This is a genomic window from Pandoraea sp. NPDC090278 (assembly GCF_044772185.1).
GTDB lineage: Bacteria > Pseudomonadota > Gammaproteobacteria > Burkholderiales > Burkholderiaceae > Pandoraea.
Genome location: NZ_JBIVYJ010000006.1, coordinates 184,338 through 198,779, shown reverse-complemented (window position 1 = coordinate 198,779; position 14,442 = coordinate 184,338). Strand labels below are relative to the sequence as shown.

12 protein-coding genes are annotated in these 14,442 nt (G+C 62.7%); 5 read left to right on the top strand and 7 right to left on the bottom strand.

What is annotated here, in order from left to right:
• The first annotated feature begins 289 nt into the window (after nucleotides 1-289).
• Both ACIQWO_RS21520 and mdoH read left to right on the top strand, forming a co-directional pair.
• Nucleotides 290-1,843 (top strand): glucan biosynthesis protein G, encoded by a 1,554-nt coding sequence (locus tag ACIQWO_RS21520; RefSeq protein WP_402828720.1) that lies wholly within the window; start codon nucleotides 290-292, stop codon nucleotides 1,841-1,843.
• Nucleotides 1,840-4,464, top strand: coding sequence for a glucans biosynthesis glucosyltransferase MdoH (gene mdoH, locus ACIQWO_RS21515; RefSeq protein WP_402828718.1), 2,625 nt, complete (start codon nucleotides 1,840-1,842; stop codon nucleotides 4,462-4,464). Before ACIQWO_RS21520 ends, mdoH begins: the two co-directional genes overlap by 4 nt.
• An 89-nt stretch (nucleotides 4,465-4,553) precedes the next feature.
• On the opposite strand, the gene ACIQWO_RS21510 is transcribed toward mdoH, so the two are convergent.
• Nucleotides 4,554-5,318 carry a peptidoglycan DD-metalloendopeptidase family protein gene (locus tag ACIQWO_RS21510; protein WP_402828716.1) on the bottom strand — a complete coding sequence of 255 codons (765 nt, stop codon included), beginning with the start codon at nucleotides 5,316-5,318 and terminating at the stop codon, nucleotides 4,554-4,556.
• Between the two features lie 502 nt (nucleotides 5,319-5,820).
• On the opposite strand from ACIQWO_RS21510, the gene ACIQWO_RS21505 reads away from it, so the two are divergent.
• From ACIQWO_RS21505 to ACIQWO_RS21495, 3 genes are all read left to right on the top strand, one after another.
• On the top strand, nucleotides 5,821-6,024 hold the full coding sequence (locus ACIQWO_RS21505; RefSeq protein ID WP_039392958.1) for a cold-shock protein: 204 nt from the start codon (nucleotides 5,821-5,823) through the stop codon (nucleotides 6,022-6,024).
• A 230-nt stretch (nucleotides 6,025-6,254) separates the two neighbouring features.
• Complete coding sequence (locus tag ACIQWO_RS21500; protein WP_039401294.1) at nucleotides 6,255-6,893, top strand: LysE family translocator; 639 nt, start codon at nucleotides 6,255-6,257, stop codon at nucleotides 6,891-6,893.
• Between the two features lie 213 nt (nucleotides 6,894-7,106).
• The gene (locus ACIQWO_RS21495; RefSeq protein ID WP_150576097.1) at nucleotides 7,107-7,874 is read left to right on the top strand and encodes a flagellar brake protein; all 768 of its coding nucleotides are present in this window, start codon (nucleotides 7,107-7,109) and stop codon (nucleotides 7,872-7,874) included.
• A gap of 116 nt (nucleotides 7,875-7,990) precedes the next feature.
• On the opposite strand, the gene ACIQWO_RS21490 is transcribed toward ACIQWO_RS21495, so the two are convergent.
• The 6 genes from ACIQWO_RS21490 to glcF all read right to left on the bottom strand — a co-directional run bounded on the left by ACIQWO_RS21490 (nucleotide 7,991) and on the right by glcF (nucleotide 14,433).
• On the bottom strand, nucleotides 7,991-9,112 hold the full coding sequence (locus ACIQWO_RS21490; protein ID WP_402828712.1) for a helix-turn-helix transcriptional regulator: 1,122 nt from the start codon (nucleotides 9,110-9,112) through the stop codon (nucleotides 7,991-7,993).
• 160 nt (nucleotides 9,113-9,272) lie between these two features.
• Complete coding sequence (locus tag ACIQWO_RS21485) at nucleotides 9,273-10,622, bottom strand: hemolysin family protein (protein WP_402828710.1); 1,350 nt, start codon at nucleotides 10,620-10,622, stop codon at nucleotides 9,273-9,275.
• 47 nt (nucleotides 10,623-10,669) lie between these two features.
• The gene (locus ACIQWO_RS21480; protein ID WP_402828708.1) at nucleotides 10,670-11,581 is read right to left on the bottom strand and encodes a LysR family transcriptional regulator; all 912 of its coding nucleotides are present in this window, start codon (nucleotides 11,579-11,581) and stop codon (nucleotides 10,670-10,672) included.
• 25 nt (nucleotides 11,582-11,606) lie between these two features.
• Nucleotides 11,607-12,443: a dioxygenase gene (locus ACIQWO_RS21475; RefSeq protein ID WP_402828706.1), complete on the bottom strand. Its 837-nt coding sequence runs from the start codon at nucleotides 12,441-12,443 to the stop codon at nucleotides 11,607-11,609.
• Nucleotides 12,444-12,521: 78 nt separating this feature from the next.
• Nucleotides 12,522-12,926 (bottom strand): DoxX family protein, encoded by a 405-nt coding sequence (locus ACIQWO_RS21470; protein ID WP_150737556.1) that lies wholly within the window; start codon nucleotides 12,924-12,926, stop codon nucleotides 12,522-12,524.
• Between the two features lie 256 nt (nucleotides 12,927-13,182).
• Nucleotides 13,183-14,433 (bottom strand): glycolate oxidase subunit GlcF, encoded by a 1,251-nt coding sequence (gene glcF / locus ACIQWO_RS21465; protein ID WP_402828703.1) that lies wholly within the window; start codon nucleotides 14,431-14,433, stop codon nucleotides 13,183-13,185.
• Nucleotides 14,434-14,442: the final 9 nt, after the last annotated feature.

Below are 14,442 nucleotides of genomic sequence, written 5' to 3'. Positions count from 1 at the left end.
AATGCCATGAAAATGGCGCGGGAATGGCCAAAAAATGACGGAAAACGGTCAGGAATGAAGGGGCGAAGGGAGTGAAATCCTTTCATTTCGCCGCCCGGTCACAAAAAGTCACAAATTTGTGACGCGCCGGAAGCACCGTCACAGCAGACGATTGGGGTAATGTGAGTACCCGCTTCGAAGGTTTTGCCGATGCATCTTTAGTCAATCGGTGAATGAACGGGTAAAATTGCGCGTTCGGCGCACGCTGGCTGTGGCCAGCACGCGCGTTACATGCCATTCCCCACTGCCGATGGAATTCCTGCTCAACGCGGTTCCCCGCAAGACTTCCCACCGTGCCCTGCGCCTGGCGATTGCCGGCGTACTCAGCGTCTGTGCGCTCATCTCGGGCGCGGCGCATGCTTTCTCGTTCGACGACGTCGCCAAACAAGCGCGTACGCTGGCGAACAATCGCTATAAGCCCAAGGATCCGAACCTCCCGAAAGAGCTTCAGAATCTGACCTACGACCGCTATCGCAACATTCGCTTCAAGCCTGAGAAGGCGCTGTGGCGTGCGCAGAAGCTGCCGTTCGAGCTGATGTTCTTCCACGAGGGTTCGTACTACGACCGTCCCGTCAAAATCAACGAACTGATCGGCAACAGCGTGCGCGAAGTGCGCTACAGCCCCGACATGTTCGATTTCGGCGCACTCAAGGTCGACCCCAAACAACTGCGCGGCCTCGGCTTCGCGGGCTTCCGTATTCACTTCCCGGTCAACACGCCCAAGTACAAAGACGAAGTCATGGTCTTCCTCGGCGCGAGTTACTTCCGCGCGCTGGGTAAGAACCAGACCTACGGCTTGTCGGCGCGTGGCCTCGCGCTCGATACCGCGCTGAACTCCGGCGAAGAGTTTCCGCGCTTCACCGAGTTCTGGATTCAGCGTCCCGCACCCGGTGCGAAAGAGCTGATCATCTACGCGTTGCTCGACTCGCCGCGTGCGACCGGTGCGTACCGCTTCACGTTGCGCCCCGGCGTCGACACGACCGTCGACGTCAAATCCGAACTGTACCTGCGCGAAAACGTCACCAAACTGGGCATCGCTCCGCTGACCAGCATGTTCTTCTTCGGCGAGAACCAGCAGGCCCCCGTGCCCGACTATCGCCCCGAAGTGCATGACTCCGACGGCCTGTCCATCCAGTCCGGTACGGGCGAATGGATCTGGCGTCCGCTCGTCAATCCCAAGCGCCTGCTGGTGTCGTCGTTCTCGCTGTCCAACCCCGGCGGTTTCGGGCTGGTGCAACGCGATCGCGACTTCAACAACTATCAGGACCTTGAAGACCACTATGAATTACGTCCGAGCGCCTGGGTCGAACCGAAGGGAAAATGGGGACAAGGCCGCGTAGAGTTGGTCCAGATTCCCACGCCGGACGAAACGAACGACAACATCGTCGCCTACTGGGTGCCCGATGCGCCGCCCAAGCCCAAGCAGCCGCTGTCGCTTGAATACCGGCTCTCGTGGCAAAAAGATAACGATAAGCGCCCGCCTTTGGCGTGGGTGACGCAAAGCCGCCGGGGACACGGCTACCGGGGAAAACCAGACGACAGTCTGCTCTTCGCGCTCGACTTCGAAGGCCCGGGGCTCAAGAAGCTGCCGGACGATGCCAAGGTCGACGGCAATGTGTCCATCGACGGCAACGGCAAGATCCTTGAAGTGCAGACGCAGCGCAATGACGTCACGGGAGGCTATCGCGTCATGCTTCGCATGCGCCGCCTCGATTCCGAGAAACCCGTCGAAATGCGCGCTTACCTGCGCAACGGCAGTAACACCCTATCCGAAACGTGGAGCTACCTGTTACCCCCCGAGTGAGCGACCGCTCCGACATTCCGGTCGACGAACTTTACGTCGACCGGTTGCCCCTGCCCGCCGAAAAACGTCGTGCGCTGCTCGCACAAGCGACGCGTGACGGTGGCGATTCGCTCGACGTTCTGACCCGTCTGCAGCGCTTGCTGGCTGCGCGCGGTTCGAACATCGCAGGCGAGGCAACCGATACGACCGACACGTCTGCGACGGCTTCCGATCTTTCAGAGGCCACCGACGCCGCCGGTCAGACCGACGGCGCCACCACAACGGTGGCGACGGCGGCTTGGCACGCCCACGATCTTGCCGAGATCGAGTCCGACAGCGACGCAGTGCTCGCGTCGCAACCCGTGCGGCTCTCGCTCACGGAAGGCGGCTCACTTGCCGCTGCCGCCGGCTTGAACGAAGTGCGTGGCGTGCAGACGTTGCGTGTCGCGCCGCCGGTGCGCCGTACGTCGCTCATTCCACGTCCTTGGTCGCTCAATCCGCTCGCGCGGCTGTGGCGCAAGCTCATCGGCCGCAAAGACCCCGATCCGCTCGTGCGCGACGCACCCGATCCCAAGGGACGCTGGTCGCAGGCGGGACGCCGTCGTCGCTGGATGCTGCTCGCGCTGATGATCGCGCAGACGGCGCTTGCCACGCACTTCATGGCCTCGGTATTGCCGTATCACGGCGCCGATCCGCTGGAGTTCTCGGTGCTCGTGCTGTTCGTGCTGCTCTTCGGCTGGGTCTCGGCGGGCTTCTGGACGGCCATCTTCGGCTTCTTCGTCCTGCTGTTCGGTGGCGAGCGTCACATGATCTCGAAGATGGCGGCAGGCGACGCGCCCATCGAGCCCGATGCGCGCACGGCCATTGTCATGCCGATCTGTAACGAAGACGTCGGCCGCGTGTTCGCCGGTTTGCGTGCGACCTACGAGTCGCTGGCCAAGACCGACTCGCTCGAACGCTTCGACTTCTTCATCCTGTCGGACTCCAACGAGGCCGATAACTGCACCGCCGAAGTCGACGCCTGGCAGGCGCTGTGCCGCGAAGTCGGTGGCTTCGGACGCATCTTCTATCGTCGGCGTCAGCGTCGCGTGAAGCGCAAGAGCGGCAACCTCGACGACTTCTGCCGTCGCTGGGGCAGCGACTATCGCTACATGATCGTGCTCGACGCGGATAGCGTGATGAGTGGCGAATGCCTGACCAAGCTCGTGCGCATGATGGAGGCGCATCCGAGCGCGGGCCTGATTCAGACCGCACCGCTCGCTGCAGGCCGCGAAACGTTCTACGCGCGTTTGCAACAGTTCGCGGGGCGCGTCTATGGCCCGCTCTTCACCGCCGGGCTGCACTACTGGCAACTCGGTGAATCGCACTACTGGGGCCACAACGCGATCATCCGCCTCAAGCCGTTCATGGAGCATTGCGCGCTTGCGCCGCTGCCGGGCAAGGGCGCAATGTCCGGCGCGATTCTCTCGCACGACTTCGTGGAAGCCGCGCTCATGCGACGCGCGGGTTGGGGCGTTTGGATTGCCTACGATCTGCCTGGCAGCTACGAGGAAATGCCGCCGAACCTGCTCGACGAACTCAAGCGCGACCGTCGCTGGTGTCAGGGCAACCTGATGAACTTCCGGTTGTTCCTCGCGGAGGGCATGCATCCGGTGCATCGTGCGGTGTTCGTCACCGGCGCGATGGCGTATGTGTCCGCGCCGCTGTGGTTCATCTTCCTGATTCTCTCCACGTGCATGTTGGCCAAGCACACGCTCGTGGTGCCGGAGTACTTCACAGCACCGCGCCAGTTGTTCCCCGTGTGGCCGGAATGGCATCCGGAGCGCGCGCTGGCGTTGTTCTCCGCGACGGCGACGCTGCTTTTCCTGCCCAAGATCCTGGCGGTGTTGCTGATCTGGGTGAAAGGGGCGAAGCGCTTTGGTGGTGCCTTCGCGGTGACCGTCAGCATGTTCATCGAGATGGTGTTCTCTGCGGTGCTCGCACCAGTACGCATGCTGTTCCATACGCAATTCGTGCTCGCGGCGCTCACGGGCATCGCCATTCAGTGGAAGTCGCCGCCGCGAGAAGATGCCGAGACGCATTGGGGCGAAGCGATTCGCCGTCACGGATTGCAAACGGTGATCGGCATGGCGTGGGGCGGGGTCGTCTACTGGCTCAACCCGGACTTCATCTGGTGGCTGATGCCGATTGTCGGCTCAATGATGATTTCGATTCCGGTGTCGGTCTTCTCCAGCCGTGTGTCGCTGGGGCGCGGTCTCAAGCGTGCGCGCCTGTTCCTGATTCCGGAAGAGTCGTGGCCGCCGAAGGAACTGCGCATGACTGAGAAGTACACGAGCGAGGCGGGTAAGCATGTGGACTTCGTGGACGCCGTAGTCGACCCGATGGCCAACGCGCTGGTGGCGTCGAGCGTCAAGCCGACACTGGACGATGCGAAGCGCGACGCCTTGCGCGCGGGCCGAGTCGAGACGGCGCTGCTGCGCGGCCCGACCAAACTCACGAACACGCAGAAGTGGGAGTTGCTCAACGATCCGCGCGCACTGGCGGCGCTTCATCTGCTGGTGTGGACCGATCCTCGCGCGCATCCCGAATGGTGTGACGCACGAGCCAACGGGTTGTCGCAGGGGTTCCTCGCTTCCGCCTGAGTGTTACACGCAAGGCTGCGAGATAAAAAAACGGCAAGGCATCGCGCCTTGCCGTTTTTTCATGGGTGCTGCAAATACCGCTGACCAGATCAGCGCGGCGGTAGGAAGTCGTTTGGATTGAACGGCGTGCCTTTCTGACGCACCTCGAAGTGCAGCTTCACGACGCCATGCGAGTCGGTGTCGCCCATCTCTGCAATCTGCTGCCCCTTGCTGACCGACGCCCCTTCCTTCACACGCAGCGCGCGGTTGTGGGCGTAGGCCGTGAGGTAGCCGTTTTCATGCTGAACCATCACGAGATTGCCGTAGCCGCGCAGTCCGTTGCCCGCATACACGACCTTGCCCGCTGCAGCGGCGTAAATCGGATCGCCCGCCTGGCCGCCGATGTCGATGCCCTTATTGCTGCTGCCGTTGTAGTTGGCGAGGATTTTGCCGGTTGCTGGCCACGTCATCGGAATTTTGTTCGTCGCCGTACGCGGCGCGGCGGGTGTCGGCGCGGGCTTCGGTGCAGGCTTGGCCTGTGGACGAGGACGTGCCGCACCCGACGACGCACTGCCGCCGGACGACGCGACGGCCACCGGAGCACTCGACGATCCGGGCGGTGGCACGACGCGCAACACCTGACCGACTTCGATCTTGTCGGCGTCGGCCAGACCGTTCCAGCTCACCAGATTGGCGGTGCTGGTGTTGTTGGCGCGGGCGATGCCGTACAGCGTGTCGCCGGACTGCACTCGATAGCTCCCGGCGGGCACGGGGCCATAGTTAGGCGTCCCGGCGCAGGCGGCGAGCGTGGCGCAAACGGCCAGACTGATCAGGTGGGTACGGCAGCGGGCAAGCCATCGCGGCTGGCCGGACATGCGAATTTCAGGTTGCGATCGCGGGGATCGCGCGAGGCGAATAGGCTCCATCCGTGGGCAGGTTGAAAAAAACTTGAGGGTGGAGGCCCGCTGACGGTCGCGAAACGCGGTGGCCGGCCAACTTTCGCTGGAATGTGCACAGTAGGGGAAAAACGTCGGAAAACGGTTTCACACAGCACAAAACACGGGCCAAACGGGCGACAACGGCATGGGCGCGGGACAAAACGCTTATTGTACGGGCAGCGATTGCCGGTCGGACATTCAAACAGTGCCCAAATTCCCCGCTAATTGCGGAAATTGTTACTCTTTTTACGGCATTTTCCCGGTTGACAAGCATCGGTCCACCGCGTATAAAACAGCTTGCAGATTGTCAAGCCGCGAAGTTGTTGTCAGACGTAGTTTTCCTGCTTCTCGCTGGTTTCTAGTCCTTCATTTTCCCTTGATTGTCAGCGCTTCACGAGGTCAATTCCGACCTCAGGCTATTGTTTTATTAGGAAAAAACATGGAAACCGGTACCGTTAAGTGGTTCAACGACGCAAAGGGCTTCGGCTTTATTACCCCGGACAACGGTGGTGAAGACCTGTTCGCTCACTTCTCCGAAGTGAAGGTGGACGGCTTCAAGTCGCTGCAAGAGAACCAAAAAGTGTCGTTCGAGGTCAAGACTGGCCCGAAGGGCAAGCAAGCTGCGAACATCAAGCCGGTTTAAGGCTGATTCGCTTCACGTGATGCTGCGCTAGCCTTCGGGCGGCGCTGTATCCCGCGACCGACAGGCCCGATGACGAAAGTCATCGGGCCTGTTTGTTTTTCGGCACGCCGTCGTGCGTTTGGCCGAGATTCCGCAGATTCGCATGAGACGTGCACGCGAACGATGCCACCGTCACGGTTCGACGCTACAATGCCTGATCGAATTCGCGTAAGCATTTTTCCGGGGCAATCATGAGCCTGCAAACGTGGTGGCTATACGTAGTCACCGTTTTTTTCGTCTCCGCCACGCCGGGCCCGAACATGTTGCTCGTCATGACGCATGGCGCACGCCACGGCCTGCGCGCATCGCTAGGCACGATGGCCGGCTGCATGACGGCGCTCATCGCGATGATGTCGATTTCCGCCGCAGGTCTGGGCGCTGTGCTCAAAGCCTGGCCGATGCTGTTCGACACGCTGCGCTATGTGGGCGCGGCCTATCTCGTCTACCTCGGTTACAAGAGCTGGCGCTCGCCGGTGAACGCTCAGGACGAAGCCGCCAAACTCGCAACGCCGGCGCTGGTCGCCGATTCGAGCTTCGGCAAGCTGTTCAAGTCGGGCTTCCTCGTCGCGGCCAGCAACCCCAAAGCTATTCTTTTCGCGGCGGCATTCCTGCCGCAGTTCATCGATCCGACGGCCGCCAAGCTGCCGCAATTCTCGATCCTGCTCGGCACGTTCGCCGTCATCGAGATGAGCTGGTACATGGTCTACGCCACGGGCGGGTTGCGCATTGCACCGTATCTGCGTGAAGCGCGCGTGCTCAAGGCATTCAACCGCATCAGCGGCGGGGTGTTCATGGGCTTCGGCGCGTTGATGGCCGCAGTGCATCGCTGATCTGCGGCGCAGCTCAGGAAAGGTAAGGAAAGGGCGTGGAATGGCCCGAGTGTGGCGCACGGCACGGGGAGCGGTAGGCTCGTGCGCCGGGGACACTCAATATTTCCGGCCAGTGACCGTTAACGCTCATGACCAGATGCATGAGACGGGTTTATTACGTACGGTGGGCGTGGTTGCGCGCGCACCGTCACGGGGACAAATAGAAGATCAGGTATGGAAACGACAGAACCGCAGGTGACACCGGCGCCCACGGACGAAGAGTCTCAACTGCATGACTCGTATCGCATCAGCAACCCGCTGGAGATCGGCGGCGTGCTGCGTCATCTGGCGACCCGCGGCGATTTCATGACGGTGTACTTCGCGAACGGCCAGCGCCAGCTCGTCACGCGACTCCTCAAGGTCGAACCGCAAGCGCGCGGTTTCTATTTCGACTGGGGCGGCATCGAGACGGAAAACCGGGCACTGCTCGCCAACAAGCGCGCGTTGTTCGTTGGGGTGCCCGAGGGTATTCAGGTGCATTTCCCCATCGGCGACGTGGAGGAGCGCGAGTACGAAGGCTATCCCGCGTTCTATTCGTCGTATCCGGAAACCCTCGTGCGCTTGCAGCGCCGCGACTATTTCCGCGTGAAGACGCCGATTCTCGATCCGTATCAGTGCACGGTCAAATTCCCGGAAGACACGCCGATGCGCCTCGCGGTGTTCGATCTGTCGCTGGGGGGCGTGGGGCTGCGCACGAAGGCCGAAGCCGCTGCCGAGATCCCCAAGGGATCGATGCTGATGCACGTCGAGATCGAGCTGCGCGACTACGGGACCGTGCAGGTCGACCTGGAAGTCTGCGCGGTGCGTGCCGTGCCGCTGGCCAAGGACATCGAGTATCACATCGGCTGCCGCTTCATCGCACTGTCGCGCACGGCCGAGTCGCGTCTGCAAAAGCTGATCACGCAACTCGAACTCAATCGCAAGGCGTTTGCGCGGGGCTAAAGGCTTCGGCGAAAGCGGCGACGTCATCCGACGTTAAAAAAGGGCGGCCTTTCGGTCGCCCTTTTTGCATCCTCGCTATTCGTTCAGCGCGTTGCCCGTTTCCGATTGCCCCGAAATCACCCCGGCGCATGAATCCGTAGCGCCGGAATGGCATGCAACAAACGGAGCAAATCCGTCTGACGGCGGCATCCCGTTTTGTCGAAGATGTGACGCAACTGCGTGCGCGCCGTGTTGATGGCGACGTTGGCGTCCTGCGCGTATTGCGTCAACTCGCGGCCCTCGGCGAGGGCTTGTGCGAGACGCGCTTCCGTCGGTGACAGACCGAATAGCACCTTGAGCGTGTAGGGACCGAGCGTGACGCGCCGGTCGAGCTCACCGATCGTCAGCATCGCCATCGGCTTTTCCCACGGCGCAGCGCAGGCATGCGACTCGCGCAGCGGTAGCACCGTCACGACCCAGTGTTGCTGATTGTCGCCTTGCAGACGATGGCTGCCCGCGACCGGCATCGGCGCGGTCGCATGAGTAATGAGACGCCGCACGGCTTGCTCATCGTTGGGCAGCACGGCGGTGAACTTCCCGCCGCGAATGCACACGTTGCGCGTAGCGGCGAGACGTTGATGCGCGGCGACGTTCAGATAGTGCGCATGCCCCGTCTCGTCCGTAATGACGATGGCCATGTCCAGATGGTCGAGCACCGCCATGCCGATGGCCGCCTGCGCCTGCAAGTGACGCGTGCCCGCCCGCAGACGTGCCGCCCGCGCGATGTGCTTCGTCAGAATTTCCAGCTCGGGGGCGTCGTCGGCGTCTTCGAAGGGCACATGGTCGGGCGCACGGAATACCGCCAGCAGCTCGCTGGTGCCATCGGCGCCGTCGAGATGCATGCCGTATGTGTAACGCACGCCGTGAGGGATCAGAAAGTCGTTGAACAGCTCGCTACGGGCCACATAACGATCGCTCAGGTGATGGTGACAGCGCATGGCGTGACCGACCGGCTGTTGCAGCATGAGCGCCACGCGCGGATCGGTCGGTGCGAGCTTTTCGACGAACTCGCGAATGAGGTCGGGGGAGGCGTCAAGCGAGTTGGAATCGCGCGTCGCACAGTGACGCGCGCGATCCCATGTGACGGAATGGAAGCCGATGCCACCGGCCCACCGGTTGAATTCGCGCAATGCCTGATCCCAACGCGCTTCGTCGAGCACCCCGTCGTAGCAAGTGCCGATCAACGCGTCGAGAGACATTTTCCCCGTGTCGTCCATCATCGCCTCCCCTGGCTTTGTTTTGACGAACTAGTGTCCTGCCATGCCCGCGCCAACATGCGTAACCCTTGTGGTTGCCTCTGATGGGCCTGTTACGCATAGTGGGTATTCTGGCAAGCGACCTGACGGGGATCAATCGGGGTCAATGCTCGCGTTGTTGCACCGCCACATCAGGGGGTTCCCCGCGCGCTTCGCGCACGCCGTCCGGGTAGATGCGCACGAGCACGATACGCGGCCCTTGCATCTTCTTCACGACCACGGAGAAGCCTTCGAAGTCGACCTTCTGGCCCTCGCGGGGCAGATAACCCAGCGCGTTCATGATGAGCCCGCCCACCGATTCGGCGTGCTCGCTTGGAATATCCAGGCCGAGCGCGCGCTCCAGCGTCAGGATCGGCAAGCTGCCGCGCCCGATGAGCGTGCCGTCTTCCATGCGGGTCCAGTCGTCTTCCGTCTGACGGAATTCGTCCCGAATCTTGCCGACCAGCGCAGAGAGCAGGTTGTCCAGCGTGAGGAAGCCGATGGGTTTCTGGTCCGGCCATCCCACGATGGCAAAGTGCGGCGCACCCCGACGGAAGCGGCTGAACAGCTCGCGGGCGGGCATGTCGGGCTTCACGCGCTCGACCGGACGCGCCATGCTGCCCAGATCCTCGATGGACTGGCCATGATGCTCGGCCAGGAACAGATCCTTCAGGTGGACCACGCCGAGGACGGTTTCGCCGTCGTTGTCGAAGAACGGATAGCGGCTGTAGCGATGGCGATAGGCTGTGTCCATGTTCTCCACGAACGTGGCGTTACGACGGAAGGCCGCGACTTCACTCATCGGACGCATCAGGTCGGACACCGACAGGTCGCTGAAATCGATAGCGTAGGCGACCACATTCCAGTCGTCGCGCGAGAGTTTTTCGCTCGACGCGCCGCGACGCATGATCAGCTTGATTTCGTCGGCCGAGTAATTGGCGTCGGTGCCGTGTGCCGGATCGAGGCCGGTCCAGCGCAACAGGCGGTTGGCACTGTGGTTGAGCACCCAGATGGCCGGGTACATCAGCCAGTAGAAGGCGTACAGCGGCGCGGCCGTCCACACGGACACGGCTTCGGGCATGCGCAGTGCCATCGACTTCGGCGCGAGTTCACCCACGACGATGTGCAGATACGAGATCGTGAAGAACGCGATGAAGAACGCGAGCGCGTGGATCAGTTCGGGAGAGCTGACGCCGACCAGTTCGAACAGCGGGGTGAGAATGCGGGCAAACGCGGGTTCGCCGATCCAGCCCAGGCCGAGCGAAGCGAGCGTGATACCGAGCTGACACGCAGAAAGGTAAGTATCGAGATGGCCGTGGACCTTGGCCAGGATACGGCCGCGCCAACCTCTCTGGCGGGCAATGACATGAACGCGCGTCTGGCGCAGTTTGACGAGGCCGAATTCCGCCGCCACGAAGAAGCCGTTGAGCAACACCAGCAGGATCGCAGCGACGATCAGTAAGAAGTTTTCCAAAATATAGGGAATGGGACGACAGGCCCGACAGTATAAGTGACAAACACTTAGGGACGATTTAGTAGGCGCCAACCCGGCATGGCAAAGGCTTCCACGAGGAAATCGATCATGGCGCGGACCTTGGCGCTCAGGTATTTGCGTGACGGATAGACGACATAGATGCCGCGCTCGCCCTGCGTGTACTCGGGCAGGAATTCGACGAGGCGACCGTCGCGCAACGCGTCCTGCACGAGAAAGGCCGGTTGCAGGATGATCCCGGCACCGGACAGTGCCGCCGCCATGCACGTGTCGCCGTTATCGGCGATGAGGCGGGCGTGCGTCTGCACGGAGACGGGGCCGTCCGGCCCGTCGAAATGCCATTCGCGACGGTGCAGGAAGTAGCTGTAACCGACCGTCTCGTGCTGGGTCAGTTCGCTCGGATGCTTCGGCGTGCCGTGTTGCGCGAGATAGCCGGGCGACGCACACAGCACCAGACGCGTGCCCGCGAGGCGCCGGTGAACGAGCGACGAATCGGGCAGCCGCGAGATGCGAATCGCCAGGTCGTAGCCTTCGTCGACGATATCGACCAGCCGGTCGCTCAGCGTGATGTCCAGCGAGACTTGCGGGAATTGGGCGAGAAATGCGGGCCAGAGCGGCGCGAGATGCAGCACGCCGAACGTGTGCGGGGCGTTGATCCGCAAGGGTCCTGCGGGTTCGCCGTCCTGCTCGCCTGCCATCGCGTCGGCTTCGTCCAGTTCAGCGAGGATCTGACGGCAGCGCTCGACGTATCGCTGACCGGGTTCGGTCAGCGACAGGCGGCGCGTGGTGCGCTGGATCAATCGGGTGCCCAGACGCGCTTCGAGGTCCGCGACGTATCGCGAGACGGCCGTCTTCGAAATGCCCATTGCATCGGCCGCCTTGACGAAGCTGCCCGACTCGACCACGGCGATGAAGCACTCGATCTCACGAAGTTTGTTCATGCCGGGTCCAGGGGTGTCGATGGCGTTATTGTGCCAGCGCGCCGACTTCCGCGAGCGACGGGGCGGCGCTGCCGAACGCGAAGGCGTCCATACGCAGCGCGCCGTAGGTCGAGCCGGTGTCGAAGTGCGTCTGACGGGCGGGATCGTCGGCCGCGCCAAGGGCAACGTAGATCGGCAGCAGATGCTCGTCCGTCGGGTGTGCGCGCTCGGCGTGGGGCGCGCGGGCCCGGTAGTCGAACAAGGCGTCGAGGTCCATTGCCGCCAGACGCTCGGTGAACCACGTCGAAAACTCGGCCACGTACGGCGCTTCGGGGGCTGCCTCACGTGCGCCGCCCGGGGCGCGGAACACCTCGTGCAGGTTGTGCGTGAAGCTGCCCGACGCCACGATCAGCACCCCCTCGCGAGCGAGCGGCGCGAGCGTCTGCCCGACTTGGTATTGATATTCGGGACGCATATGCCGTTGCAGCGACAACTGCGTGACCGGCACATCCGCATCGGGGTACAGATAACTCAGCGGCACCCAAGCGCCATGATCGAGACCCCACTGATCGTCGGTGACGGCGGGCAAGCCGACGTCCTTCAACATCTGCACGGTGCGCTCGGCGAGTGCCGGTGCACCCGGGGCGGGGTACTTCAGTTCATAGAGTTCGCGCGGGAAGCCACCGAAGTCGTGGATCGTGCGTTGCTGCGCGAGGTTGCCCACGCGCGGTGTCGGCGTCGACCAGTGCGGCGAGATCACTAGGATCTCCTTGGGACGCGGCACCGCACGCCCCAGCGCCGTCAGCAACGGACCGGTGCGGCCCGGTTCGACCGCGAGCAACGGCGAGCCGTGGGAGACGAAGAGGGTGGGAAGGGCAGACATGGCATTCACTCCGGCAAAACAACGCTAAACGACATCACGACAGGATCAGGCGGTGCACGACTCGGCGGGCTTCACTCGTCACGCGGTGCGATTGCGGCGAATCGCGAAGGCACCGTCGCCCAGCAACGCCACGGCCAGCAGGCCCACGAGCCAGAACGCCGGGAATTCCCAGCCGCCGCCCTTATTAGTGAACAACCAGCCGTTGTGGCCGTGCACCGAGACGATGGTGCCGAGCATCAGTGCGGCGAGCGGCAAAGCGGCCCAGCGAGCGTAGAAGCCGGTGATCAGCATGAGACCACCGATCAGTTCCAGCGCCATCGTGACATAGGCGACGACCGGCGGCAGGCCAAGCGAACCCATGAAGCCGACGAAGCCGGGCACGGTGAAGACGAACACTTTCAGCGACAGGTGCGAAAGGAACAGGATACCCAGCGAGACGCGCAGCAGCAGGGCAGCGTACGGGGCGGTTTTGGTATCGATCATGACAAGCTCCGGTGAGGGAATCGGAATATGGACTAAGGTTCGACTCGGTCATCGACGGATATCCACGACGATTGAACGGTGACGTGGCGTCGACGACTGACTTAGCCCCAATTCTAGGGAGCGGGATCGTACAGATAAACGAGCGGTGAAGGGATTGATTGTCCCGTTGGTAGGGACAATGAAGCTGTGATGCTGGCGATGCAGGCCGCCCGGGTCGCCCCGGGTAGCTTGCATCGCGCAGAATTGCTCAGGCCGTTCAGGCCGTTGCGATCATCCGGTCGAGCAGTTCGACCCAGTGTTGTACCGGCGCGTGGTCACGGGCGTGCTCGCCCTTGGTCGTCGCCTGCAAATGGCAGATGCAACCGACGTTGGCCGACACGACCAGTTCGGGGTCGAGGGCATCGAGCGACTTCCATTTGGCATCGCGCAACTGATGCGACAGATCCGGTTGCGTGACGGAATACGTCCCGGCCGAGCCACAGCAGATGTGGCTGTCCTGCGGCAGCATGACGTTCACACCCACACTGGCGAGCACCTTCTCCACCACGCCCTTGAGTTGCTGGCCGTGTTGCAGCGTGCAGGGCGGGTGATACGCGATCTTGCCTGCCTTACGATTGGGGACGCGCTTTTGCAGCGCTTCCAGATTGTCGAGCAGCACTTCCGACAGATCGCGCGCGAGTTCGGAGACGCGCTGCGCCTTGCCTGCGTACTTCGGATCGTGACGCAGGAGGTGGCCGTATTCCTTGATCGTCGCACCGCATCCCGACGCGTTGATCACGATGGCTTCCGTACCGGCTTCGATCTCGGGCCACCAGGCGTCGATGTTGCGGCGAGCGTCGTCGAGACCGTCGTCGTGATAGTTCAGATGCAGACGGATCGCGCCGCAGCAGCCTGCGGACGACGGGCGCACCATCTCGATGCCGAGGGCGTCGAGCACGCGGGCGGTGGCCTTGTTGACGTTCGGCAGCATGGCCGGTTGTACGCAGCCTTCGAGCATCAGCATGCGGCGTGCGTGCTTCGTTTGCGGCCAACTGCCGGAGCGTTGACGGTGCGGGACTTTTTCGCGCAGCGAGCGCGGCAGCAGCGTGCGGAACTGCTGGCCGAGGCGCAGGGCGGGCGAGAACAGGGTGCGGTTGGGCAACACGTGGGCGAGGGTCCAGCGCACGGCGCGCTCACCTGCGGGACGGCCGACCTTGGCGTCGATATGGCGACGGCCGATCTCGGCCAGACGCCCGTATTGCACGCCCGAGGGGCAGGTCGATTCGCAACTGCGGCAGGTCAGGCAACGATCGAGGTGACGCTGCGTTTCGCGCGTCACGCTCTGGCCTTCGACCATCTGCTTGATCAGATAGATACGCCCGCGCGGGCCGTCGAGTTCGTCGCCCAGCAACTGATAGGTCGGGCAGGTCGCGGTACAGAATCCGCAATGCACGCATTTGCGGAGAATGGCTTCGGCTTCGTCGCCGTCCGGTGTCTGACGAAGGAATTCTGCGAGGTTCGTTTGCATCGTTTTCTA